The organism is Bacillus sp. LJBS17 (assembly GCF_019334685.1).
GTDB classification, from domain to species: domain Bacteria; phylum Bacillota; class Bacilli; order Bacillales; family Bacillaceae; genus Bacillus; species Bacillus subtilis.
On sequence record NZ_CP079759.1, the window covers coordinates 335536 to 361269 of the forward strand.

The 25734-nt window shown below is 45.1% G+C and carries 25 protein-coding genes and 1 pseudogene; 14 read left to right on the forward strand and 12 right to left on the reverse strand.

Annotation, left to right across the window (positions count from 1 at the left end; all coding sequences use genetic code 11):
• Window positions 1–54: 54 nt before the first annotated feature.
• The gene (gene putR, locus KXZ66_RS01800; RefSeq protein WP_003234651.1) at window positions 55–1290 is read left to right on the forward strand and encodes a proline utilization transcriptional regulator PutR; all 1236 of its coding nucleotides are present in this window, start codon (window positions 55–57) and stop codon (window positions 1288–1290) included.
• Window positions 1291–1326: 36 nt separating this feature from the next.
• Here putR and KXZ66_RS01805 read toward each other — a convergent pair whose 3' ends face one another.
• The 3 genes from KXZ66_RS01805 to KXZ66_RS01815 form a co-directional block, all read right to left on the reverse strand.
• Window positions 1327–2184: a TIGR03943 family putative permease subunit gene (locus KXZ66_RS01805; protein WP_163138452.1), complete on the reverse strand. Its 858-nt coding sequence runs from the start codon at window positions 2182–2184 to the stop codon at window positions 1327–1329.
• 4 nt (window positions 2185–2188) lie between these two features.
• Complete coding sequence (locus KXZ66_RS01810) at window positions 2189–3073, reverse strand: permease (RefSeq protein ID WP_010886400.1); 885 nt, start codon at window positions 3071–3073, stop codon at window positions 2189–2191.
• A gap of 99 nt (window positions 3074–3172) precedes the next feature.
• Window positions 3173–4027: an alpha/beta fold hydrolase gene (locus KXZ66_RS01815; protein WP_049140233.1), complete on the reverse strand. Its 855-nt coding sequence runs from the start codon at window positions 4025–4027 to the stop codon at window positions 3173–3175.
• 159 nt (window positions 4028–4186) lie between these two features.
• Between KXZ66_RS01815 and ffoR the strand changes: the two genes are divergently transcribed.
• The gene (ffoR, locus tag KXZ66_RS01820; RefSeq protein WP_049140231.1) at window positions 4187–5197 is read left to right on the forward strand and encodes a ferredoxin--NADP(+) reductase; all 1011 of its coding nucleotides are present in this window, start codon (window positions 4187–4189) and stop codon (window positions 5195–5197) included.
• A gap of 31 nt (window positions 5198–5228) precedes the next feature.
• Here ffoR and cobA read toward each other — a convergent pair whose 3' ends face one another.
• The 5 genes from cobA to nasB form a co-directional block, all read right to left on the reverse strand.
• Complete coding sequence (cobA, locus tag KXZ66_RS01825) at window positions 5229–6680, reverse strand: uroporphyrinogen-III C-methyltransferase (RefSeq protein WP_151870454.1); 1452 nt, start codon at window positions 6678–6680, stop codon at window positions 5229–5231.
• 60 nt (window positions 6681–6740) lie between these two features.
• The gene (gene nirD / locus KXZ66_RS01830) at window positions 6741–7061 is read right to left on the reverse strand and encodes a nitrite reductase small subunit NirD (RefSeq protein ID WP_003246252.1); all 321 of its coding nucleotides are present in this window, start codon (window positions 7059–7061) and stop codon (window positions 6741–6743) included.
• A 31-nt stretch (window positions 7062–7092) separates the two neighbouring features.
• Window positions 7093–9510, reverse strand: coding sequence for an NADPH-nitrite reductase (nasD, locus tag KXZ66_RS01835; protein ID WP_151870453.1), 2418 nt, complete (start codon window positions 9508–9510; stop codon window positions 7093–7095).
• Between the two features lie 120 nt (window positions 9511–9630).
• Window positions 9631–11763: an assimilatory nitrate reductase catalytic subunit NasC gene (nasC, locus tag KXZ66_RS01840; protein WP_064672022.1), complete on the reverse strand. Its 2133-nt coding sequence runs from the start codon at window positions 11761–11763 to the stop codon at window positions 9631–9633.
• Between the two features lie 6 nt (window positions 11764–11769).
• The gene (gene nasB / locus KXZ66_RS01845; RefSeq protein ID WP_151870452.1) at window positions 11770–14085 is read right to left on the reverse strand and encodes an assimilatory nitrate reductase electron transfer subunit NasB; all 2316 of its coding nucleotides are present in this window, start codon (window positions 14083–14085) and stop codon (window positions 11770–11772) included.
• Between the two features lie 179 nt (window positions 14086–14264).
• Between nasB and KXZ66_RS01850 the strand changes: the two genes are divergently transcribed.
• The 5 genes and pseudogenes from KXZ66_RS01850 to zinU all read left to right on the forward strand — a co-directional run bounded on the left by KXZ66_RS01850 (window position 14265) and on the right by zinU (window position 18706).
• Window positions 14265–15470, forward strand: coding sequence for an MFS transporter (locus KXZ66_RS01850; RefSeq protein WP_151870451.1), 1206 nt, complete (start codon window positions 14265–14267; stop codon window positions 15468–15470).
• A gap of 116 nt (window positions 15471–15586) precedes the next feature.
• Window positions 15587–16501, forward strand: coding sequence for a GTP cyclohydrolase FolE2 (gene folE2 / locus KXZ66_RS01855; protein ID WP_151870450.1), 915 nt, complete (start codon window positions 15587–15589; stop codon window positions 16499–16501).
• Window positions 16498–17081, forward strand: a pseudogene (locus tag KXZ66_RS01860) (L,D-transpeptidase). Before folE2 ends, KXZ66_RS01860 begins: the two are co-directional and overlap by 4 nt.
• A gap of 188 nt (window positions 17082–17269) precedes the next feature.
• Window positions 17270–17485 carry a hypothetical protein gene (locus KXZ66_RS01865; RefSeq protein WP_250620097.1) on the forward strand — a complete coding sequence of 72 codons (216 nt, stop codon included), beginning with the start codon at window positions 17270–17272 and terminating at the stop codon, window positions 17483–17485.
• A gap of 27 nt (window positions 17486–17512) precedes the next feature.
• Window positions 17513–18706 carry a zinc metallochaperone ZinU gene (gene zinU, locus KXZ66_RS01870; protein ID WP_032724904.1) on the forward strand — a complete coding sequence of 398 codons (1194 nt, stop codon included), beginning with the start codon at window positions 17513–17515 and terminating at the stop codon, window positions 18704–18706.
• A gap of 48 nt (window positions 18707–18754) precedes the next feature.
• On the opposite strand, the gene KXZ66_RS01875 is transcribed toward zinU, so the two are convergent.
• A complete protein-coding gene (locus KXZ66_RS01875; RefSeq protein WP_003234624.1) occupies window positions 18755–19435 on the reverse strand; it encodes an amino acid ABC transporter permease in 681 nt (226 codons plus the stop codon).
• 9 nt (window positions 19436–19444) lie between these two features.
• Window positions 19445–20308 (reverse strand): transporter substrate-binding domain-containing protein, encoded by an 864-nt coding sequence (locus KXZ66_RS01880; RefSeq protein WP_072173917.1) that lies wholly within the window; start codon window positions 20306–20308, stop codon window positions 19445–19447.
• A 161-nt stretch (window positions 20309–20469) separates the two neighbouring features.
• On the opposite strand from KXZ66_RS01880, the gene KXZ66_RS01885 reads away from it, so the two are divergent.
• From KXZ66_RS01885 to bglC, 7 genes are all read left to right on the forward strand, one after another.
• Complete coding sequence (locus tag KXZ66_RS01885; protein ID WP_122060560.1) at window positions 20470–20667, forward strand: hypothetical protein; 198 nt, start codon at window positions 20470–20472, stop codon at window positions 20665–20667.
• A 19-nt stretch (window positions 20668–20686) separates the two neighbouring features.
• Window positions 20687–21142 (forward strand): RDD family protein, encoded by a 456-nt coding sequence (locus tag KXZ66_RS01890; protein WP_049140212.1) that lies wholly within the window; start codon window positions 20687–20689, stop codon window positions 21140–21142.
• Window positions 21143–21222: 80 nt separating this feature from the next.
• Window positions 21223–21555 carry a YckD family protein gene (locus KXZ66_RS01895; protein ID WP_032724908.1) on the forward strand — a complete coding sequence of 111 codons (333 nt, stop codon included), beginning with the start codon at window positions 21223–21225 and terminating at the stop codon, window positions 21553–21555.
• A gap of 127 nt (window positions 21556–21682) precedes the next feature.
• Complete coding sequence (locus KXZ66_RS01900; protein WP_170939093.1) at window positions 21683–22105, forward strand: MarR family winged helix-turn-helix transcriptional regulator; 423 nt, start codon at window positions 21683–21685, stop codon at window positions 22103–22105.
• Complete coding sequence (locus KXZ66_RS01905) at window positions 22093–22434, forward strand: DUF3147 family protein (RefSeq protein WP_032724911.1); 342 nt, start codon at window positions 22093–22095, stop codon at window positions 22432–22434. The genes KXZ66_RS01900 and KXZ66_RS01905 overlap by 13 nt, the downstream gene beginning before the upstream one ends.
• 18 nt (window positions 22435–22452) lie before the next feature.
• Window positions 22453–23181, forward strand: a complete 729-nt coding sequence (locus KXZ66_RS01910) for an AAA family ATPase (RefSeq protein WP_021481826.1) — start codon at window positions 22453–22455, stop codon at window positions 23179–23181.
• 72 nt (window positions 23182–23253) lie between these two features.
• Window positions 23254–24687 carry a 6-phospho-beta-glucosidase gene (gene bglC / locus KXZ66_RS01915; protein WP_038828490.1) on the forward strand — a complete coding sequence of 478 codons (1434 nt, stop codon included), beginning with the start codon at window positions 23254–23256 and terminating at the stop codon, window positions 24685–24687.
• A gap of 36 nt (window positions 24688–24723) precedes the next feature.
• Here bglC and nin read toward each other — a convergent pair whose 3' ends face one another.
• The gene (gene nin, locus KXZ66_RS01920) at window positions 24724–25122 is read right to left on the reverse strand and encodes a DNA-entry nuclease inhibitor (RefSeq protein ID WP_015715226.1); all 399 of its coding nucleotides are present in this window, start codon (window positions 25120–25122) and stop codon (window positions 24724–24726) included.
• 26 nt (window positions 25123–25148) lie between these two features.
• Complete coding sequence (gene nucA, locus KXZ66_RS01925; protein WP_124073423.1) at window positions 25149–25598, reverse strand: DNA-entry nuclease; 450 nt, start codon at window positions 25596–25598, stop codon at window positions 25149–25151.
• Window positions 25599–25734 lie beyond the last annotated feature (136 nt).

The window sequence follows — 25734 nt, forward strand, 5'->3', positions numbered from 1 at the left end:
AAAAAGACCCCGTATGGATATGATTAAAGTAAAAAAAGTATAGGAGAAAAAGGTATGGAAGAGCTTTTAGAGAGAGTTTTTTCATTTTCAGATGTTGATAAACTGATTGATTTTATTAGCTATGAGCTGCAAAAGCCAGTGATACTGGAAAGCGCGGATTTCTTTTTGTTAGCCTATAATTCTTACTATATTAACCATTTTGATTCTGCCAACCAGCAGACTATTTTTTCGAAAAAGTGTCCGGTCCAGATTTTTGAGAGGTTTCTGAAGGACGGAATTATTGAAAAATTGAAAACAGAGCCTGAGCCTTTTCGCGTCAATAAAATTGAAAGCATTGGGTTAAACCAGAGGGTGGTCGTGAGTGCAAAGCACAAAGGGGAAGTCATGGGCTACATCTGGATTCAGGAGCTGGACCAAAATCTGACGGATGAAGAGCTCGACTTTTTGTACGAGACCTCCTTCCATGTCGGGAAAATCATTTATAAAACGAATAAATTGAAACAGGAAAAGGAAGAAAAAGCAGAGGATCTCATCAAACGGGCGATCTATCAGCAATTTACCTCTGAGAAGGAACTCAGACGAGAAGCTGAAAGGATCAACACCGTGCTGCCTTCCATGTTTTCAGTTGTGATCCTGCACGCCGCAAATGGGGATGGGGAAGCGGTTGAGGATTTAAAGGAAAATATCAGGTCGTACCTGAATTTACGGGATAAGGTCAGTCATGTCTTAACGATCGAATCAAACATTGTCATCGTCGTAGCGAGTTTTTCCCAAAAAAGCTCCGTCTCCTCAGCAGCTTCTGAATTTATTAACAAGCTGTTAACACATTTTCACTTTCAAAAAATACCTACCCCTATTTATATCGGTATCGGAAACGAATATAATCACCTATTAAAACTTGGCAAGAGCTACACAGAAGCACTTGAAGTCATCAAAGCCGCAGAAATCACCGGCAATCAGGAAAACATTCCATATGAATATGCCAAACTCGGCATTTACCGTTATTTAGAAAGCATCGAACAGAAAAATGAATTTTTAGAATACGAGAATAAAGATTTAGCTTTATTAAAAGCGAAAGACGAAGAAAGCAGCACTGAGCTGCTCAAAACCTTGGAAATCTATCTCCTCAACAACTGCAAAACAAAACCAGCGGCAGAACAGCTGTTTATTCACCAAAATACATTGAATTACCGCATCAAACAGATTACTGAGATGACGTCGATCGATTTAAGCGATTTCAGAACGCGGTGCCAGCTCTATCTCGATTTGATGCTGATGAAAAAGAAATAAAAAAGAAACCAGTACTTGTACTGGTTTCGTCTTCACTTAAAATCCTCTGTAAACATACGGATCATCAGGTTTTTTAATGGTATTCCAGTCAGTTACTTTGACGACAGGGAGAGTTGACTTGAATGGCTGGTAATACTCTGAGGCCAGAGTGCCCTTAATGTGAATCCATTCATCATCCTTAATGTCCATGTCCTTCGGAAATTCCACAAGCATCCCGTACACGCCGGAATCAGCGATACAGTGAATGATGCCAAACCTTAATACGAACAACTGATTTTTGTTAATTGCGTTTCCTTTGTAAGCAAATCCATGGAATTCTATCGTCCGTCCGAGAAATTCACCCGGATAGTTATAGATGGTTTCCATTCCTTTTAGGAAATCGTCATCGGTCAGAGAAATCTCTTTTTTGCTGGAATACTTATTAAACAGCTGTTTCATTTGTTTGTCATAGCTGTCTTGCGCGTAATAAAGGCTGGCATCAGGCCGCAAATACTGTGTTTGGGAGTAGTGATCTCCGCTCTCCATCGCCTTAAACGAGAACCCTTTTGTTTTGACTATGGATGAGTCAAGCGTTGCAATTGGGAAGAAGATGCCTGACACCAAAGGAAAAAGAAAAACAACATATATCAAATAACGCTGGTAAAATGGCTTGTTTTGTTCATGGTCATGCTCGTGATCATGGCCGCACCCGCAATCATGATCATGATGATGCCTTCTTTTTTCAGGCGACTTGATAAATAGGTACGCTTGAACGGCTGTCAAAATGGCCAGCAGGAAGATCGCAATAAAGGATAGATAGGCATATTTCATATTGATATATTTTGTTAGATTTCCTGAGGCATGCAGATGATAAAAGAAAAACGTAAATCCCATCAGCACCAATAGACGAAACATCCAATCACCCCTTTACCAGTAGTGATCCCGCTAAAACAATCACGACAATGTATGTAATCAGCAGGAAAACAAATCGTTTTTTGAAGGCCGCAAGCATCATCAATAGATTCTTAATATCCACCATTGCGCCAAAGACGAGAAAGGCGATTAACGATCCTAATGAAAATGTGCTGCTGAAGGAAGACGCGATGAACGCATCAACTTCTGAACAAAGCGACAGGACAAACGCCAGACCCATCATCACGAGGGAAGAGGATACATCATTCTGCCCGATCGCAAGCAGAGTGGATGTTTTGACATACGTCTGCATAGCGGCTGCGATAAAGGCGCCGATGATTAAATATTTCCCCACGGAGAAAAATTCATCAATGGCATGCCGCAAGGTCCCGCCCAGTTTTTGGAGCAAGGTGCCGTGATGATGATGGTGGTGCCCGGGTTCATCAGGCTTTAAAAGCTGGTTATCCTTAAATTGATAGGATAAAATGACCCCGATGATCAGCGAAACGGCGAGAGCCAGTCCGCCTCTGTAAAAGACCACGCTCCATCTATTCCCGAACGCAATATAAGTAGAAAATAAAACGATAGGATTAATGATAGGCGCGGTCAGCATGAAAGCAACGCCCGCATGCAGAGGAACTCCCTTTAACAGAAGCCGCCTCGTAATCGGGATGATGCCGCATTCGCAGGCGGGAAATAAAACGCCGGCCAGCGCACCGAATAAAACGGCGAGAAAACGGTTTTTCGGCATGATTCTTGCAATCATTTCTTCAGAAACAAACATTTGAATGATTCCGGAAAGTATGACGCCAATCAGAATAAACGGAATGGCTTCTATTAAAATGCTGATAAAAATAGAATTCAGCTGAAGAAAAGATGATTGTGCTGTCACAATAAAACCTCCGCTCATGTTAAGCTGCCTTTCTTATGATACCAGAAAAAAAGGCACTGCTTGTTTGACGGAGGAGGGGAAAGGATCGTTTCACTTTGGTTAGGATTCCAAAAAGCCGAATAGGATACTGTCTGTTTCTGCAGCTTCTTTTCCGAGCCAAATCAGGTGTCCCCATGAGTGAAGCAAACAGAGAACAGCGCCACGAATGTGCTCTTTTGCATGATGTGCATGTGACAAGTCAACCAATCCATCATAAACACTTTGCATAATCAGCACGGGACATATGATGGCTTGCAGGTCTTTTAAAGAGACAGCGGCGGTTTGTGACAAGTCAATCAGAAATCCTTCACCCGAGCGCTGCCGGCTGTTCATTTTCCGAAATGCTTCTATGTCTTTTTCATTCATCAAGGACTTGATTCGCTGAAACGGAAGCGTGCTGAATTTGGGGCTCATAGCTCGAAACATCAAACGCGGGAAAGCGTTATTCAAGGAAGAAATCAGCTTCCATATCCACTTTTCCACCGGCGGGCGGAAGAGAATTCTCCCCAATTTATATTCAGTGTCTTTTGGGGTGAGCCACTCTTTGGTGACCGCGGATTGCAGGGTCAATGTATTTACTCTTTCCGGATAATGTGAGGCAAAGCATATGCCGCTCGGCCCTCCTGCTGAGATGGCGATCACATGGACACTCTCGATTTGTAAATGATCTAATAATTTCACATAGAAACGGCAGGCATTGGCAAGACTTTTTCCAATTTCTTTTGACGTCCGTCCATAGCCAGGCCTTGAAGGCGTAATGATGGAATACCCTTGCTCAATCAACGCTGTGTATCCGAATTCCTCGTAACAATTTGAATGCCCGCCATGCATGATAAGGATGGGGGCACCCTTTCCAGCCACTGAATATTCTAGTGTATGTCCTTCGAAGGTGATCGTTTCGACTCGTCTTTTCATCTGTTTCACCCAATTGGTTTTTGCCTATTATAGAGTTTTCAGCAATTGACCACAAGGAGAAGAAATGAATAAACAAAGGCCCTTGAATATGATATACTTTGTATTGATATTCATTCTCAATTAAAACTTTGATATAGATGTGAACGGGAGGCAGGACGGATGGCTGAGAATCAAGAGGTATATGACGTTACGATTATAGGCGGGGGGCCGATTGGGCTGTTTACTGCTTTTTACTGCGGGATGCGGGAGCTGAAAACAAAGGTAATCGAATTTTTGCCGAAGCTCGGAGGGAAGGTGTCTTTATTCTTTCCTGAGAAAATCATTCGCGATATCGGCGGCATACCGGGGATTGCGGGAAAGCAGCTGATCGAGCAGCTGAAGGAGCAGGCGGCAACGTTTGATCCTGATATCGTATTGAATCAGCGTGTGACCGGGTTTGAACGCCTAGATGACGGCACCATTGTTCTGATGGGTTCTGAAGGCGAAAAGCACTATACAAGAACTGTGATTTTGGCTTGCGGCATGGGTACACTTGAGGTCAATGAGTTTGACAGCGAGGATGCGGCCCGATATGCGGGCAAAAATCTTCATTACGGAGTGGAGAAGCTCGATGCGTTTAAAGATAAGCGCGTGGTGATATCAGGCGGCGGAGATACTGCGGTCGATTGGGCTAATGAACTTGAACCGATTGCGGCGTCTGTGACTGTCGTTCATCGCCGCGAGGAATTCGGCGGAATGGAAAGCAGCGTGACGAAAATGAAGCAATCATCGGTGCGGGTGCTTACTCCTTATCGGCTGGAGCAGTTGAACGGAGATGAAGAGCGCATCAAAAGCGTGACCGTTTGTCATACTGAGTCTAGCCAGAGGGAAGACATAGAAATTGATGAGCTGATCATCAATCATGGGTTCAAAATTGATCTCGGGCCGATGATGGAGTGGGGGCTGGAGATTGAAGAAGGCAGGGTGAAAGCTGACAGACATATGCGAACGAATCTTCCGGGCGTGTTTGTGGCGGGCGACGCGGCTTTTTATGAAAGCAAGCTGAGATTAATTGCCGGCGGCTTTACCGAAGGCCCGACAGCAGTTAACAGCGCTAAGGCTTATTTGGATCCTAAGGCTGAGAATATGGCGATGTATTCCACCCATCATAAAAAATTGGTACATAAATAAAACAGCCCTTGGGGGAAAGGGCTGTTTGCCATCAGCTGTGAAGGAGCTTTTTCTGCGTCTGTTGATTCTGAATGAAAGCTAGCAATTCATCCTGTTCTTGTACAGCTGTGAATCCATAAGCTTCGGCAGCTGAGTCATCGCCTATACAGACGATAGGGGGCCGGCTTGCTGACGGTTCCGGCAAAATGCCAATTTGTTCGCCACCATTGATCAATTGCTGAACGGACAGCTTGTTCGGGCAAATGACCATGTGCAGCGGGGATTCACTGATGGTACGCTGAATCATGTGGGTGAACCGGTCATCTATGACGTTTTCATGAGTGATATAAAACGAACAGGATTCATGCTTTTGCATGTTTTCCACTGCATGGCGGCTCCCGACAACAAGACGTTTCTCTGAATCAGGCTGAATGGCGGTGACAAGAAAGCCCCGTTTCTCAAGCTCTGTCTTTGCTTGCTCAGATGCTGCACTCAGTTTGGCTGTCAGCTGGCGGATGTCGATTTTCTGAGAAGCCAGTGCTCTGAAAAATTCACAAACTGCCCGGCGCGATGTGAAAAAAACGTCTTCAAAGGTGCCAATTTTTCGAAGAATGTCTTCATTGACAGGCATGTTTTCGGTCCGCCATTTCGGCCACTCGATGAGATCGGCGCCGGAATCGCGCAGCTTGTCTGCAAGCGGGTCTTCATCTTCGCCATGAGTCACAACCATCAAATGCCGTCCGATGAGCGGTTTGCTTTCAAACCAGCTGTGTGTTTGAAAGTTGACGATGTCTCCGATGACGATAATCGCAGGGTTTGTAATCTGGTGTTCCTGCACTTTTTGCTGAATGTTCTCAAGTGTTCCTTTCACACTCCGCTGGCGGCCCCACGTTCCCCATTGGATGACAATGACAGGGACAGAAGGTGATTTCCCGTATGAAATAAGCTGCTGGCAAATATAAGACAAGTTCTTGACACCCATGTAAAAAACAAGGGTTTGTACGCTTCGTGCAAGCCCTTCCCAGTCAAGGTTCGGCGTGCCTTTTAATGATTTATCATGCGCTGTAATCATGGCAAAAGACGATGCGAAATCCCGATGCGTGACGGGGATGCCCGCATATAGCGGCGCTGCAATTCCAGAGGTGATTCCCGGCACCATTTCATAGCGAATGCCGTGCTCATGAAGAGCATCTGCTTCCTCGCCGACTCTGCCGAATACGCTCGGATCTCCGCCCTTCAAGCGAACGACGGTTAACCCATTTAATGCTTTTTCAACCAGCAGGGCGTTAATTTCTTTTTGTTTCATAAAATGGCGGTTTGGCAGTTTTCCGCAATAAATAAACTGGCAGTCCGGTGATGCAAATTCGAGCAGCTTCGGGTTGGCGAGCCGGTCATATAAAATCACATCTGCTTCCTCGAGCGCCTGTTTTCCTTTGATGGTGAGCAGGCCTGGGTCGCCGGGTCCGGCTCCCACGAAATATACGATTCCGTTCTTCATGATCATGTCATCCTTCCGTCACTGTAAAAAATGAAGGACCACTAGAAAAGTGATCCGGTCTTTTGATCAATATACGAGATAAACATGTTCTCCTTCGATCAGCGTTTCATATGTTTTGACGCATCCGTGGTCAGGTTCTTGGACGATTCCGTCTTCTAAGGAAATTTTCCAGTCGTGCATCGGGCAGAAAACATATTGACCGCTGACGATGCCTTCTGCCAGGACGCCGCCTTTATGCGGACAGCGGTTTTCGATGGCGCGGATGCTTCCGTCTGAAAGCTTGAAAACCGCGAGCTCCTTATCTTCAATATACACTGTTTTGCCTAATTGTTCAGGCAATTCTTCAATTTTTCCGATACATACTTTTGTTACGTCTTTGTTTACCATGCCCATTCCTCCTCAATGATTGTTTTTGTCATTATGATGTGGTCACGACATTTTCAAATAATTCTTTCGAGGTTTGTTTATCCTCTAAAAAGTCTTTCCACGGATCCTTGTGGACAGAGAGTGTTTCATTCATTCGGTCGTTCAGCTCCTGCCGCTTTTCCGGATCGTTTAACACGGATTGGACATGGGATAAACCGACGCGCTCAAGCCATGCGGACGTACGCTCCAGATAGTTTGCGGTTTCCCTGTAATATTGCAGGTAAGCGCTTGCGTATTCTAAGACTTCTTCATTTGTTTTCACCTTCATCAGCAAATCGCCGGCGCGTAAATGGGTTCCGCCGTTTCCGCCGACATAAAGCTCCCAGCCTCCGTCGATGCCGACTACGCCAAGGTCCTTAATGCCGGATTCCGCACAGTTTCGCGGGCATGCAGACACGGCCATTTTGACTTTGTGCGGCGTGTTCAGCCCTTCGAATTTTTTCTCAAGCGCAATGCCCAGTGCCATGGAGTCTTGTGTGCCGAAGCGGCAGAATTGCTCGCCTACACATGTTTTCACTGTGCGGAGCGTTTTTCCGTACGCGTAGCCCGATGGCATATCAAGATCTTCCCATACCTTCGGAAGGTCTTCTTTTTTCACGCCGATAAGATCAATTCGCTGGCCGCCTGTCATTTTCACGAGCGGGATCTCATATTTGTCAACGACATCGGCGATCTTGCGCAAGTCTGTGGAGTTGGTCACGCCGCCGTACATCCGAGGAACGACTGAGTATGTTCCGTCTTTTTGAATATTGGCGTGCATTCGTTCATTAACAAAGCGGGATGTCCGGTCATCCTCGTATTTGGTTGGATTGATCATGCCTAAGTAGTAGTTCAGAGCGGGCCGGCATTTGGAACAGCCTTCTGGCGTTTTCCAGCCGAGCACATTCATGACTTCTCTTGTATGTGACAGCCCTTTGGCTTTGATTTCTTCTACGACTTCATCTCTCGACAATGTGGTGCAGCCGCAAATGGATTCTTTTTGCGCTGACGCATCAAAGTCTGATCCGAGCGTATGCTGGAGGATTTCTTCTACGAGTGGCTTACAGCCTCCGCATGAGCGGGATGCGCCAGTGCATGCTTTGATTTCGTCCGTTGACGAGCAGCCCTTTTCCTGTATGGCTTGAATAATCGCACCTTTTGACACGCCGTTGCAGCCGCAGATGATTTCATCGTCGCTCATCGCTGCAGTTATGCTTGTGCCTGCTTCTTGGCTGAGAGGCTGTAAGATTGATATTTTAGAGGTTTCAGAGATATCGGCTTCTTTTTGAATCATAGAAAACAGGCGATTGCCTTCGCTGCTGTCGCCGAATAAAACAGCACCGACTATTTGATTGCCTCTCAGGACGATTTTTTTATAGATGCCGTCCTGCTCATCGAAGACTTTAATCGCTTTTTTCTCTTCTGATTCGTTAAAGTCACCGGCAGAGAAAACCTCGACGCCTGATACCTTTAACTGTGTGGAGAGAACGGAGCCCTCATACGGTTTTGTTTCGATGCCGCAAATATGCTTCGCCAGCACTTTTGCCTGTTCATAGAGCGGTGCCACAAGCCCGTAGGCGATTCCTCGGTGCTCGGCACATTCGCCGACCGCGTAAATGTGCGGGATTTCAGTCTGCATATAATCGTTGACGATGATGCCGCGGTTAACCGGAATGCCGCTCTCGGCGCCGAGTGTTGTATTCGGACGGATGCCGACAGCCATGACGACTAAATCAGCTTCAATGCTTGTGCCATCTTTGAAGCGAAGGCCTTCGACACGGTCATCACCGACAATTTCTTCTGTTTGCTTTTCAAGTAAAAAGGTCATACCTTGTTTTTCTAACTCGTTTTGCAGCAGGCGTCCTGCCGTTGCATCAAGCTGGCGCTCCATCAGGAATGGGGCAAGGTGGATGACGGACACGTCCATGCCAAGATTCAGCAGTCCGCGAGCTGCTTCCAAACCAAGAAGTCCTCCGCCGATGACGGCAGCTTTTTTATATTGTTTTGACGCGGCGAGCATTGTGTCTGTATCTTTTATGTCCCGGAAAGCTGTGACGCCTTTTTTGTCTGCGCCCGGAATCGGAAGGATAAAAGGGACCGAGCCTGTCGCCAGGATCAATTCATCGTAAGGCTGGATTCTGTCTGCATCTGTGATGACTGTTTTGTTTTCCGTGTCCACTTTGATGACTGTTTCATTTGTATACAATTGAATGTTGTTTTCTTCGTACCAGTCCCAATCGTTTAACGTAATATCTTTAATATCTGTATCGCCTTGAAGCACTTTTGACAAAAGGATTCGGTTGTAATTGGGATGCGGTTCGGCACCGAAAATTGTGATCTGAAACTCGTCTTTAGCAACACTCAGTATCTCTTCAATGGCCCTTACCCCGGCCATTCCATTACCAACAAGAACTAGCTGTTTTTTTCCCATCAGATGATCCGCTCCTTATCAATGTTTTTTCCAGCGTAGCACAGCAAAAAGGAATATTTAAGATACATGTTATAAAATGTAACAAAATATACGAAAAGTTCTAAAAATTTTATGAAAAATTTAAATAGGTCTGATTCGGACGGCGCATACCTTAAAACCGGGCATTTTACAGGCTGGATCTAAGGCTTCCCCGATTAAATCATTCACATTTTGAGCGTCTGCCCAATGGATGGGAACAAAAACAGTATCTTTTCTGATTTGTTCTGATAATTTGCTGCGGACGGTGATGCTTCCCCGCGGCGATTCTATTTTTACCAGTACACGGTCCTCGATATTGTAGGTCGCTGCTGTTTGCGGATGGATTTCCATAAACGATTCAAAATGTCTCGCGGCAAGGGCGGCGCTTTTTCTTGTTTGGACGCCTGTTAAGTAGTGAGACATGACTCTGCCTGTCGTTAAATAAAGCGGATAATCGGCTGTCGGCTTCTCTTTTGGAACAGGTGGTTCGTTTGGAATCACACTTAATGCCGCTTTTTGATCCGGATGAGCAAATGATTCTGTAAACAAGCGCCCAGTTCCGGGATGATCAGATTCCGGACACGGCCAATGAATGCCGCCTTCACGTCTGAGCCTGCCGTATGAGATGCCTGAATAATCGGCAATCCCGCCTCGGCTCGCTTCTCTCAATTCATTAAAAATATCCTCCGCTGACGTATAAGAAAAGTAGCGGCCCTTGCCGAGAGCGGATGCGAGATCACAAATGATCTGCCAATCATGCTTTGCTTCGCCGGGGCATGGCCGGCTTGCTTCTCTTAATGTCACGCGTCCTTCTACATTTGTCATGGTGCCTTCATCTTCTAAGTAAGAGGAGGCAGGTAAAATCACATCTGCGTATTTCGCAGTCTCAGAAATAAACAAATCGATTGCAACAAAGAATGTCAGTTTCCTTAAAGCCTTTTTCACGAGATTCGCATTTGGGCTGGAGACAGCAGGATTGGAGCACATGAGGAACAATCCTTTGATGTCGCCGTCGTTGATTTTTTCCATCATTTCATAGGCTGAGACACCTTTTCGCGGCAGATCATCCTGATGGATTCCCCACACTTTCGCAACATGTGCCCGGTGTTGTTCGTTTTCAATAGATCGATAGCCCGGAAGCTGATCGGCTTTTTGGCCATGCTCTCTTGCACCTTGCCCGTTGCCTTGTCCGGTGATCGCCCCGTAACCTGAGTAAGGCTTGCCGATTTTTCCTGTGATCAGCACCATGTTTAAGAAGCCTTTCACAGCCGCTGTTCCATCGGTTTGCTGTTCAATCCCGCGGGCTGTAAACAGCATGCCGGACGTTTCCTTGGCAAACTTTACAGCCGCTTTTCTTATATCCACCAGGGGGACACTCGTCTGTTCGGCGATGTCATTCAGGTCCAACGAGTCAGTATACTGCTTCAGCTCTTCGAATCCATTTGTTCGTGATTGAATGAAATCCTCGTTTATAAGCTGTTCGTCGATGATGATTTTGACGAGACCGTTGGCAAGAGCGGCGTCTGTGCCGGGTTTGATTTTCAAATGAAGATCGGCGATTTTTGTTGTCGCTGTTTCACGCGGATCAATGGCAATGATGTAAGCTCCGTTTTCTTTCGCTTTTTCAAAATATGGCATAATCGTAGGCTGGCACTCCGCGATATTGGTGCCGGCCAGAATGATCACACGGGTGTGGGGAATGTCTGATAAGGGATTCGTTAAGCCTCTGTCCGCGCCGAATGTTTGGTTGGCTGCGGTTGCTGCGGCGGACATACAAAGCCTCCCGTTGTAGTCGATGTATTTTGTCTGTAAGCCCACCCGTGCGAATTTCCCTAACAAATACGCCTCTTCATTTGTAATCGAGGCGCTTCCGTATACCGCCATAGCGTCATGGCCGTGTTCTACTTGGATCATTGTCACTTGGTCTTTAATGTAATTCAGTGCTTCTTCCCAGGAAACAGGCATAAACTCGCCGTTTTTCTTCAGCAGCGGCCGGGTGATGCGGGAGGAGTTCAGGGCATGCTGGTGGGCGTTCATGCCCTTCATGCATAGCCGACCCTGTGTTGTAGGATTATCAATCCCGATCGCAGTGTACTTTTTGCGCGTGACGATGGTTTGTTCCACGAGCTGCATTTTGCACTGCATGCTGCAAAACGGGCATTGAGTGTCATATGTTTTTTCTGATTGGACGTCTTGCTGTTTATCACGGAAATATCTAAGCAGTCGTTCAGTCAAAATGCCTCATCCTTTCTTATATGCACCCGTCTCTACAGTCGGGTTTTGAATCAGTGACAGATCTGTTTGGAGGCTTTCCAGCAGCTGGGCCCTTAGGTCTTCTTCGAATAGCACTTCTCTGATATGAACGATCCCGAGACGGTCTATCCACTGATGAACACCTTCTAAGTAATGAGCCGTTTCCCGATAATACTGGATCAGTCCTTTGATCATGCCGGCAGTGCTGTCTTCGTTCTCAGTCACGCAAAACAAAGCTCCTGAACGGGCATGAGTTCCCCGGACGCCGCCGATGTGAATGTCCCAGCCAGCTTGTGTCCGAATTGCGCCGACATCTTGCAGGGCGGCATCGGTGCAGTCTGTTTCACATGATAAGCTGATAGAAATGGGAGCGGGTAAGGGAAGCATCTCAAGTTGTCTTTCGATTTGGGCTGCCAGCTGCTGAATTGATCGATTTTGCCCGCATGTACATGCTTTGATGCTTTGCAGCGCGTGTCGGTGTTCATTAGTGTAAACGGGCATCTTCAGGTCTTTTTTTATGTTCGGGAGATCCGCAGGCTTGATCCCGGAAAGCTTCAGCCTTTGGCCGTGAGTGATGGATACGTCGGGAATGCTGTATGCCTCAATGATGTTGGCGATGGTTCTTAGCTGCTCCGCGTTTGTCCGCCCGCCGTACATTTGCGGAATCAGGATGCATGTCTCTTCAGTGGCTGGCTCAGGCTGGACAAACCCGGGGTACAGCATTTCCAGATAGTATTGAATCGCAGGAACACAAGTACTGCATCCTTTTTTTGTTCTCCAGTCAAGCTGGTCCATCACTTCTGCCGGATTAGTGAATGGCCTGCGCTGAAGCTCAGCGATGATGTCGTCTTCTGTAAAATCAGTACAGCTGCAAAACGAAGGTGTGCCGGCGGGCTTCGTATATTCGCTGTTGGTCATGTATCTCAAAAGGTCTTCAACGAGCGGTTTGCATCCTCCGCAGGACCCAGTGGCTTTGGTGCAGTGCTTGACTTCCTCAACAGTTGTTAAGCTATTCGTGTGCACCGCGTCTTCAATCGCGCCTTTCGTCACTGTGTTGCATTGGCAAATCGTTTCACTGGAAGGCATGGATTCTAATAAAGGGCCGCTTGTCTCCGGTTCGATGATCTGCTTTTTGACAATGGAGATGTCTCGTTGTTTAAGCAGGCTGTCGAGAAGCCGCTGCTTGTCACGAGTGTCTCCGAATAAAATAACACCGGCCAGTTTGTCATCTACAAAAAGCGCTTTTTTATAAACGCCTGCTTGTTCGTCGTAGATTTTGATGCTCGTCGTGCGTTCATCCTCTTGGATCTTTCCTGCTGACCACACATCGATTCCAGCTATTTTTAAAGCCGCAGATGGTGCTGAGCCTTGATATTCCTCACATGGAACGCCGCAAATATGACTGGCGAGAGCTTTTCCCTGCTCATAAAGCGGTGCCACCAATCCGTACACCGTCCCGTTATGTTCGGCGCATTCACCAACGGCGTAGATATTCGGTTCGCTTGTCTGCATGAAGTCATTCACGATGATCCCGCGGTTCACTTTGATTCCAGCGGATACAGCTAATTCAATATTCGGTCTGACGCCGGCCGCCATCACAATCAAGTCTGCTTTTAATGAAGAGCCATCTTTAAAATGGATTCGGTCTGCCTTGGTGGCGCCGGAAATGGAGACGGTGTCTTTCTCCAAAAGAAAGGTTAGGCCTTTTTGTTCCAGCTCTGTTTGCAGCAGCCGCGCCGCTGTTTGATCGAGCTGTTTTTGCATAATGCCGGCGGAGTGGTGAATGACGCTGACATTCATACCGAGATGCTGTAAACCGACTGCAGCTTCCAGTCCTAATAAGCCGGCTCCGATTACCGCAGCCTTTTGAAAGTGCTGGGCCATCTTCATCAGTGCTTGGCAGTCTTCTATTGTCCGAAATCCATAGACACCTTTTTTGTCTGCCCCGGGGATAGGGAGAATATGAGGGGAGGAACCTGTTGCCACTATTAATTTGTCATACGACAGAGTGCATTTCCGATCTGTGATGACCTGCTGCTGATCTGTATCAATCTGAATAACCGTTTCGCCTGTGTAAAGCGTGATCCCGTGCTTGTCGTACCAATCCTTGCTGTTCAGTGTAATATCATCGAGTGACGCTTCACCCTGCAATACAGAGGATAAGAGAATGCGATTGTAATTGGGATGTGGCTCGCTTCCGAAAATGACAATCTCAAACATGTGGCGATTCAGCTTTAATACTTCTTCAATACAGCGGATTCCGGCCATGCCGTTTCCCGCTAACACTAATCTTTGTTTCTTCATGTATCAGACCTCCTTTGGCGAAGCTCGTAAGTTTTCTCCTATTAAAAATTATGTCACAATGCATTGTTAACGCATTAAACGTGTCACAAAAACTTACACATGTCTTTTCCAGAAAATAATGGTCCTATATCCTTGATTCAGAAAATGTAAAATAATGAGGGTCTAGAAAGGGGAATCTTATGAAGCTGTCGGAACTGAAAACTAGCGGTCATCCACTCACTTTGCTCTGTTCCTTTTTATACTTTGATGTCAGTTTTATGATATGGGTTATGCTTGGGGCGCTGGGTGTTTATATTTCTCAGGATTTTGGCCTGTCTCCTTTTGAGAAAGGGCTTGTCGTAGCTGTGCCGATTTTATCTGGATCTGTGTTTCGTATCATTCTTGGTATTTTAACGGACAGAATCGGACCGAAAAAAACGGCAGTGATCGGGATGCTGATGACGATGATTCCGCTGCTTTGGGGGACATTCGGCGGCCGTTCCCTGACTGAGCTGTATGCCATCGGGATTCTGCTTGGCGTGGCGGGGGCAAGCTTTGCTGTAGCGCTGCCTATGGCCAGCCGCTGGTATCCGCCTCATTTGCAGGGACTTGCGATGGGGATTGCCGGAGCGGGGAACAGCGGCACGTTGTTTGCAACCCTGTTTGGCCCTCGTCTGGCAGAGCAGTTCGGCTGGCACATTGTCATGGGAATTGCGCTTATTCCATTATTGATCGTCTTTATTCTTTTTGTATCCATGGCAAAGGATTCTCCTGCACAGCCGGCTCCGCAGCCGCTCAAAAGCTATCTGCATGTGTTCGGGCAAAAGGAAACATGGTTTTTCTGCCTGCTGTACAGTGTCACATTTGGCGGATTTGTCGGGCTCTCAAGCTTTTTATCTATTTTCTTTGTTGATCAATACCAGCTGTCAAAAATTCATGCGGGCGACTTCGTTACATTATGTGTGGCGGCGGGGAGCTTTTTCCGGCCTGTCGGGGGCTTGATTTCGGATCGTGTCGGCGGCACGAAAGTTCTTTCTGTATTGTTTGTCATCGTGTCACTGTGTATGGCCGGAGTCAGCAGCCTGCCATCTCTTTCAATGGTTATTGTTCTATTGTTTGTCGGAATGATGGGGCTCGGAATGGGAAACGGCGCAGTATTCCAGCTCGTACCGCAGCGTTTTCGCAAAGAAATTGGCATGGTGACGGGAATCGTCGGTGCGGCCGGAGGAATCGGAGGGTTTTTCCTGCCGAACATCTTAGGATCTCTCAAACAGATGACAGGCACATATGCTATCGGTTTTATCACGTTTTCCTGTATCGCGCTGCTGGCGTTTGCACTTGTGCTTGCCGCAGGCTATTACTGGCGGAAAAGCTGGAGCGCGGAAAGCAGCCCGGCGGATGTTTAGGATTTTGACGGACACGCGTTTGTGCGTGTCTTTTTTATTTTCTCTTGATTTTCAACAGTGAACCGATCAAAATAAATAGTAATTATTACGATTTGTTAGTGAGAGGAGTTTTCTGAATGAATCAACATACGCTGCTCCCGAAAAAAACGGAGCGTCTTCAATACTTTGGATCGGTCAGTCCGATCAAAGGCGAGAAACCAGTGGAAAAAGAGAAAATGAAGGACCTGCAAAATATCAGGAAGGATTATTTTTTTGACATTCAGCATGTAGGTGTCGCTAATGTGTCCCATCCAGTCACAATCACTTCTGCCATGATGCCTGCCGAGCAAACCACGGCTGCGAACTTTACAATGACTTGTAATTTGCCGAGAAATCAGAAAGGGATTAACATGAGCCGGTTAACAGAGCTGCTGCAAGTCTATCATCAAAATGGCTGGATTCTCTCATTTTCCTCTCTTCAGCAATTTACGAAAGAGCTTGCGGAAAACATGGGCCAGTCCTCTGCTTCAGTTGAAGTGAGGTTTCCGTGGTTTTTCGAACGGAAAAGCCCGAAGCTTGAGAAAGCGGGTTTGATGCATGCTGATATATTCATGTCTGTCACCTATCGCAAAGATCAGCCGTTTAAACAGCGTGCCGGCATCTCAGCAAAAGTAACGACTCTGTGCCCTTGCTCCAAGGAAATCAGCGAATACAGTGCCCATAATCAGAGGGGAACGGTCAGCATTTGGGCGGATATTCACCCGGCCGCATCGCTGCCAAGTGATGTTAAAGCTGATTTGCTTCACGCCGCAGAATCAAATGCTTCTGCGAGACTGCATCCGGTATTGAAGCGGCCTGATGAAAAAGCCGTGACAGAAACGGCCTATGAAAACCCGAGATTTGTTGAGGATCTCGTCCGGCTGATTGCTGCTGATTTGTTTGAGCTTGAATGGGTGTCGGCCTTTGAGATTAAATGCCGCAATGAAGAATCGATCCATCTCCACGATGCCTATGCGAAGCTGTGTTTTTCGAAGGAAGTGGATAAAATATGAAACTCTCATTATTCATTATTGCAGTTCTTGTGCCGGCCAGCCTGCTGTCAGCCTGCTCCGATCATGCAGAAGAACACGCAAGTATCAATACAAAGAAAACGGTCAAAAACATAACGGACGTTCGAAAAACAGCAAAAACAAGCATTGATTGGACAAAGCCTTCGGGCGGAGAATACCCGGATATTAAACAGAAGCATGTCTGGATTGATGTGAATGTGAAGGAGCAGAAGGCTTACATCAAGGAAGGAAGCAACACCATCTATACAATGATGATCTCTTCTGGTCTTGATCAAACAAAAGATGATGCTACGCCAAAGGGCACCTTTTATGTAGAGCCTGAACGGGGAGAATGGTTTTTCTCCGAAGGATACCAGGAAGGCGCAGAATACTGGGTATCATGGAAAAATCACGGTGAATTTTTATTTCATAGTGTGCCAATGACTAAGGATCAAAAAGTCATCAAAACGGAAGCAGAAAAACTAGGAACGAAAGCATCTCACGGATGTATCAGGCTGACCATTCCAGATGCGAAATGGTATATGAAAATATCCCTGAACATACAAAAGTGGTGATCAGCTGAATTGAAAACCGTTGACAAAAAGGAAAAAAGACCATACAATTTAAATCGTAATAATTACGTTTTGTGGTAAATGGCTTATCATTGGCTGTATCTGTGAAAAGCGGAAAGGCTAAGGATCTTGCTGTCATTGATCCCCATGAAGCGTCTCTTGAAAACTTGAAACGAAACCCAAGCTACTTTCTGATGAGATGTTTGCGCTTTCCATCGGTTCAGCAACGCAAGTGGAGCAATTGCTTTATGCAAGCTGCGGTTTTTCGAATGTCGGCAAGGATTTGCGATGGGGAAAAGGATTAAACGCGGTTGGAGCCTTTACTGATTTAGAAATCGGGCGGCAGCGAGAAATAAGCGCGAATAGCTGCTCTACACCATTGTACATACGGCGAAGTATTCAATTTAAATCGTAATCATTCTATTTTAATGGAGGCACTATTATGAAAAAAATTCCGGTTACCGTACTGAGCGGTTATCTAGGTGCGGGAAAAACAACATTGCTGAACAGCATTCTGCAAAATCGCGAAGGCTTGAAAATAGCGGTTATCGTAAACGATATGAGCGAGGTGAACATTGACGCGGGCTTGGTCAAGCAGGAAGGGGGTCTTTCCAGAACAGATGAAAAGCTTGTGGAAATGTCAAACGGCTGCATTTGCTGCACGCTTCGCGAAGACTTATTAATTGAAGTTGAGAAGCTGGCAAAAGACGGACGGTTTGATTATATCGTCATCGAATCAACAGGAATCAGCGAACCGATCCCGGTGGCCCAGACTTTCTCTTATATCGATGAAGAGATGGGAATCGATCTTACAAAATTTTGTCAGCTGGATACGATGGTGACAGTGGTTGATGCCAACCGTTTTTGGCATGATTATCAGTCAGGTGAAAGCCTTCTGGACCGCAAAGAAGCATTGGGGGAAGAGGATGGAAGAGAAATCGCCGACCTCTTGATCGATCAAATTGAGTTTTGCGATGTACTGATCTTAAATAAATGTGATTTGGTCAGCGAGCAAGAGCTCGAACAGCTTGAAAACGTTCTTCGTAAACTGCAGCCAAGAGCCAGGTTCATTCGTTCCGTCAAAGGAAATGTAAAACCGCAGGAGATTTTGCATACAGGGTTATTTAACTTCGAGGAAGCGAGCGGATCGGCCGGCTGGATTCAAGAGCTGACGGCAGGCCATGCGGAACACACCCCGGAAACAGAAGAATACGGTATCTCTTCATTTGTATATAAGAGACGTTTGCCGTTTCATTCTACACGATTTTACCGTTGGTTGGATCAAATGCCAAAGAACGTGGTACGTGCCAAAGGAATCGTCTGGTGCGCATCTCATAACAACCTTGCTTTGCTGATGTCGCAAGCAGGTCCGTCGGTTACGATTGAGCCTGTATCTTATTGGGTGGCGGCGCTGCCGAAGCTTGAGCAGGAGCAAGTCAAACAGCAGGAGCCGGAAATCCTGGAGGAGTGGGACCCGGAGTTCGGTGACCGCCTAACGCAGCTAGTTTTTATCGGAACTGACCTGGATGAAGAAGCGATTACGAAAGAGCTTGATCAATGCCTGCTGACTGAATATGAATTTGATTCCGACTGGTCGCTGTTTGAGGACCCGTTTAAATGGAAGCTGAATCAATAGAAAAAAAGCCGTCCCATGGGGAACGGCTTTTTTTAATGAAACGTTTGTTTAAACATAATGAGCGTATTTTTTCTCAAGGATATTCTGAAAGACCGCGGCAATGGAGCAGATGGCCCAATAAATGAGAGCGGTCAGAATATACATGGTCATATAATCAAACTCTCTGCCCCCGATGATTTTCGCATGCTGGAGCAATTCCGGCACTGTAATCATCGCAGCGAGAGAGGACGCCTTGATTAAGTCGAGCAATACATTGGCAAGCGGAGGCAGCGCAATACGTATCGATTGCGGCAAAATGATGCCTCTCATCGTCTGCCAATAGGAAAGACCCAGCGAGGATGCGGCTTCCCACTGTCCTTTTTCGACGGATGAAATGGCTGAACGGTTAATTTCCGCAATGTAGGCGGCGCTGTTTAGGCTAAAGCCGATTAAAGCAGCCGTGACAGCGGAAAATTCAATGCCGATATAAGGAAACCCGAAATAAAGGATAAACAAAATCACCAAAATCGGAACGCCCCGCATAAATGAGATATAGAGCTTCGCCGGCCATCTTAACAAAGCAAGCTTTGACATTCTGGCGAGTGATATGAACAGGCCGATCACAGTTCCCGCAAACATGCTTACAAAAGAGATGAGCAGTGTATACCCAATGCCTTTTATGACATAAGGGAACGATTCAATAGCCAGCTTCGTGTTGAAAATATATTCCCATTGAATGCTATTGATCATGGCGTCCGATTACAAATCAACGTCCTGAACGTCGGCATCAATTTTTTTTGATACATCTGCTTTATTGAAGAATTGTTTCGACAGTTTAGTCAAAGAGCCATCCTTGCTCATCTCTTTCAATGTTTCGTTCATCTTTTTCTGAAGTGCCGCATTGCTTTTTTTCATGACAAGGGCCTGTTTGTTCGGCATGTACTTGATGTCAGGATGAATTGTAATGTTGAGATCCGGGAATGCCGCGAGCGCAAGTGTCTGCAGGTAATAGTCGTTTAAAATGACGTCAGTGCGTCCGTTGGCAACATCTTTTAAATATTGCTCATTCGTCGCATTATCATAAATCACTTCTTTGGCGCCGTATTTTCTCGCGACCTCCATGTAGACGGTTGTAGCCGCGCCAGCCGCTTTCTTCCCTTTTAAATCCTTAAGCGTTTTAATCCCTGATAAATCGTCTTTTCGGACAATTGCCGTACCGTATGAATATTTATATGGAGTAGAAAATGCGAACTTCTTCTCGCGGTCCTTCGTCACATCGATGTCATTCGCGGCTGCGTCAACCTGTCCGCTGTTCACCGCTGTCAGCATCCCGTCAATGCCCATCTCCTTGAACTCAACCTTCAGTCCCAGGCGTTTTGCCGCTTCACGAACGACTTCAACCTCGTAGCCCGTCAGCTTATCGGAGCCAGAGTCGGTATCATGATAAGAAGTGGGATAAAGCGTACCTGATGTAGCGACTACGATTTTCCCTTTGTCCTTGATTTGCTCCCAGCCTGTATCCTTGGAATCGGCTTCATTTTTGCCGGAACAGGCTGCCAATATAAGAAAGAAAGCCATTGTGAAACTGAATATAACGGCTTTGGAATGCATGAATGATTTCACCTATAGTTCCCCCAATCTGTTAATCAACTAAAAAGATAGCATTGAACATAAGGGGTTGCAATATGTTGATGACGTTTTCAAAAAGTTCGAATTGTGTATACAAAAAGCATAGGTGGGTGTTTAAAAGCGTCTATGAAGGGAAGAGGTGATGAAAAAAGGAGTTGTCCAAGGATGAATGCCAGACGTACCAAGGAAACACATGTGGACGTGATGGATGCAGAAGATCAGTTATTCCTCTATGCCAATACCGTAAGAAATGGTCAAGAAGCATGAAATCGATCTTCAGAATAAATTTAAGTCTTGCTGATGCCCCTAAGGCATATGATATATTCGATGAGAAAGAAAATGGAAACATTTAAACCATAATGGGGGAGTCAAATGAACATTTACAAACCAGCCGGATTTTGGATCAGACTTGGAGCTGCATTGTTAGACTACATTATAGTCTCCGTGCCTCTTTTGCTGATCTATTGGCTGATTACAGGAAAAGACCCGAATGACAGCATGTTCATCAGTTTGGTTGTTCTGCTGTACTCTATTTTGCTGCCGGTGTTTTGGCGCGGCTACCTTATCGGAAAAAGAATCTGCGGAATCAGAATCGTAAAAAAAGACGGATCACAAGTCAGCTTGTTAACAATGTTTTTACGGGTTATGGTAGCCGGCCTGGTTTACGTTATAACCTTCGGACTCGGCTTGATCGCCAGCCTGATTCTGATTGCCGTACGAGAAGACAAACGGACCCTGCATGATTTAATCGCGGGAACGTATGTCACTTATGCGACGCCAGGTGAAGAAGAACTTAATGCTGACGAAGAGATTAGAAAGAGCGAATAATGGTTCGCTCTTTTTAGTTTTATGCATAAAAAATACAAGGCAGCAAAACATATGAAAAATAGATTGGAGGAATAAACTGGATGAAACGAATAACCATCAACATCATCACAATGTTCATTGCAGCGGCTGTCATTTCTCTGACCGGTACAGCTGAGGCCGTTGAAAAACAGCAGCAGCCTCCCGCAAATGTTACACTGACAGATCAGCAAAAGAAAGAGATTGAACAACTGGAAGCAGAGATTCTTAAAAAGCGCAAAGACGTGATCTCAAAGTATGTACAATATGGTGTCCTGCCTAAAGAAAGAGGAGAACACATCAAAAATCACTTGGACAAACACTTTGAAATGATGAAACAAAACGGCTTTGTTCCAAAGCACCATCCTCATCCGCATAAATTTGAAAAAAGACATTAAAATGGTAAGCATCCAATGGGAATTGGGTGCTTTTTTATTGTTAAAAGTTACTGAATGAATTTTCCAAAAAAATATATCGCTTTAGTTGATTATATCTTATAATAAGATGTAAATGGGGTGTATAATGATGGAAATGGATTTAATCTCTAAACTTAATCAGCAGTGGACAGATATTTATTATTTATTACATTATCAACATAAAGATAATATTTCTCACCAGGCAATACGGATTATGCAGCATATTGAAAAGCAAGGTGAGGCGACAATAGGAGCTTTGGCTGAATACTTGTCTGTCTCTCACAATACAGCGTCAGAGCATACTAAACGTTTGATTCAAAAGGGATTTATAGCTAAACGGCGAAGTCAACAGGATGAACGAAAAGTTTTAGTTTTCTTAACACAAGAAGGAAGATCTGTTCTTGAACAGCATACACAGCTAGATAAAGAGAAATTAAAAGAAATAATTGAACGAATGAGCACATCAGAAAAGAAATTACTTGAACAGGCATTTGAACTTTTAAGTAGGGAAGCTAAACAATGGCAGTTTTAAGTAAAGTAATCATCTCTGCGTTGATTATCGGTTTTGTTACTGAAATATCAAAAAGACATCCGACCTATGGCGGCATCATTGCTGCTTTGCCCTTGGTCAGTTTATTAAGCCTTTTTTGGATGCAAATACAAGGTGAAAAAACAGCTCAATTAAGTCAATTTGCATCTGGTGTGCTTACAGGAATCCCAGCTACAGTTTGTTTACTAGCTATTTTGGCTTTTTTGCTGAAAATTCATGTGCCGTTTTGGTTTGCATTATGTGTTGGAATACTAGGATGGGCTATGTTTTTATGGATGCAGAAGATCTTTCTCAATATATTATTTAACTGAGTATAGAAAGGAGATGCTATGTTTTTAAAAAAGGTTACTCTTCTTCGAGATAAGATTTTGGACTTTGACAGATTTCCTTTTACTATCCCGGCTATAAGTCAATTAAATGACATCTTATTTACTAGCCAAGTGACTTTTTTTGTGGGGGAAAATGGATCTGGAAAATCTACTTTGCTTGAAGCGATAGCAGATAAGTGTGAATTCAATACAGCGGGCGGAAGCCGAAATAATGTCTATGAATTACGGGAGTCAGATTCCCATTTAGGAGATTATATACGTTTATCTTGGCTTCCAAAGGTAACAAATGGCTTCTTCTTAAGGGCTGAATCGTTTTATCATCTTTCTCTTCATCTGGATGAGATGGAACTAGATGCTCCTCAGCCATACCGTTCCTATGGAGGGAGGCCGCTACACAATCAATCACATGGAGAGTCCTTTATGTCTCTATTCCGTCATCGTTTTAAAGAGAAAGCGATTTACCTTTTAGATGAGCCAGAAGCAGCACTTTCTCCAGCTAGACAATTAGCTTTTTTGAGAGTTATACATGATTTGGTGAAGGGCGGAAATGTACAGATGATCATTGCGACTCACTCCCCAATCCTACTGGGCTATCCCAATGCTAATATTTTAAGCTTTGATGGTGGAAGAATACATCATATTGAATATGAGAATACAGAGCATGTTCAATTAACACGATATTTTCTTGGACAAAGAGAAAAAATATTAGCTGAGCTGTTCCGAGACTAACATCGAGTTGATATGAAACGCGTTTCATAGCCTATGATAGGTTTATCAAATAATTCAGGAGTGATAAACACTATGATCCACCGGCATCCAGAATCTTTTCCGAAACATTTTTTGTGGGGCTCTGCTTCTGCAGCGTACCAGATTGAAGGCGCTTGGAATGAAGATGGCAAAGGCCCTTCTGTTTGGGATGTGTTTACGAAAATACCGGGCAAAACGTTTAAAGGAACCAATGGCGACATTGCGGTTGACCATTATCACCGATTTAAAGAAGATGTCGCTCTGATGGCTGAGATGGGGTTAAAAGCATATCGATTTTCCGTCAGCTGGCCACGGGTTTTTCCAAAAGGAAAAGGAGAGATCAATGAAGCAGGTCTAGCGTTTTACGATAGACTGATTGATGAATTGCTTTCTCATCACATCGAGCCGGTTCTGACTTTATATCACTGGGATTTGCCTCAAGCGCTTATGGACGAATACGGCGGGTTTGAATCCAGAAACATCATAGAGGATTTTAATCACTACTGTATTACTCTTTATAAACGTTTTGGAGACAGGGTGAAATATTGGGTTACGTTAAACGAACAGAACTACAATTTTAATCACGGATTTATTACAGCCATGCATCCGCCTGGAGTGAAAGACAGAAAACGATTTTACGAAGCAAACCATATTGCGTTTCTGGCTAATGCAAAAGCCATCGAATCATTTAGAGAATATGTGCCTGAAGGCAAAATAGGTCCTAGCTTTGCTTATTCTCCGGCTTACCCTTTATCAAGCCATCCAGAGGATATACTGGCATTTGAAAACGCCGAAGAATTTACGAACAATTGGTGGCTTGACATGTATTGCTGGGGAACCTACCCGCAAATTCCATTCCGCTACTTGGAAAAACAGGGATGGGCGCCGACAATTGAAGCAGAGGATATGGACCTGCTCGCCAAAGGGAAGCCTGATTTTGTAGGTGTCAATTATTATCAGACGATCACCTATGAACGAAATCCGCTTGATGGTGTGTCAGAAGGGAAAATGAATACGACAGGCCAAAAGGGAACCAATCAAGAGACGGGGATACCCGGAGTGTTCAAAACGAAAAAAAATCCGCATCTGACAACGAGCAACTGGGATTGGACAATTGACCCAATTGGGCTGCGTATCGGTCTTCGCCGAATAACAAGCCGCTATCAGCTTCCAGTGTTTATAACAGAGAACGGTTTGGGTGAATTTGATAAAGTTGAGGACGGCACTGTACAGGATGATTATCGAATTGATTATTTGCGTTCGCATCTTGAGCAATGCAGACAAGCCATCAGTGACGGTGTCGATTTAATCGGCTATTGCAGCTGGTCGTTTACTGATCTGTTAAGCTGGCTGAACGGCTACCAAAAAAGATACGGATTTGTATATGTCAATCGTGATGAAGAAAGCACATCCGATTTAAAACGCTTGAAGAAAAAAAGCTTTTATTGGTATCAAGATGTCATCAAGACAAACGGAGAAAGTTTATAAAGAGTCCCTGAGAGTTATTCTCTCAGGGGTTTTTCATTACACAGAAACAGCATCAATAATATAAGTGTCGGCGTGCAAATCTGACATTTCAGCCGGCACAGTCCAGCATGTCAATTGATAGTCTCCTTTAGGCAGATCAAAGGACAGTCTTTTAGACATGATGCTTTCAATATGAATTCCGTTTTCTGTGACATGAAAAGGAACAGTCACTTTTTTTTCGTAGGAGCTTACTGTTTCTGAACTGTTCAGGCGCAAAAGAATAAAGGCCTTTGTATTTCGCTGTGCCTCAAAGGAAATGGCTCCGTCTGCCGCAGCATATCCTTTTTCAATCGCTTCGTCAGTCCAATCCATTACAGGAGGTGTAGAATCCTTTTGAAATACAGTAAATTGATGATATGAAATCGAAAGTTCTTGCGGCTTCCATGATTTGATCAATGTGCTGTTCCTCCTCTATGTACTGTTTACTGAATTGTGAATAAAACCTTTGTGCCGTCTGGGTAATCGGTAAGCTGATGCCCGACCCAAGAGCCTGCTCCGCGGTTGTCAGCGGGAGTAATGTATTCTACAGAAGCTCCCTCACCGCCTTCTTTGCACATGGCCATTGGCCATTCATCTCTGTCATACCCCTTTTTGGAAGGTACGTCCTTTAATGATTGCTCGCGGCGTTCCTCAGCTCCGTCTCTGTCGATAGTGCACACCTCTGAGTGCCCCTCATTTATCGCATCCTTAATATGCTTGGCCGTTTCGGGATAACGGTCAGAAGGGAAGGCGATTGTTTCATCATATTCTTTCGTTTGAGACGTTTTTTGATCAGCTGAGAAAAAGTCTCCTTTTATCAGGCCGACAGCTGCAGCTGCTATGATGACGATGACGAGAAGTATTGTTTTTATGATGTCCGTCGTGATGTTCACCTCCCGCTTTTAAAACTGACACAAGAGTAATCCAGAAAGCATTTGGTGTAAAGGTTTAAATTTTATGTTTTACGCTCAGTTTATTGCAGAAATCGTAATTTTAGCAGATCGAAATATTTGTTTTCAGCAAAATACG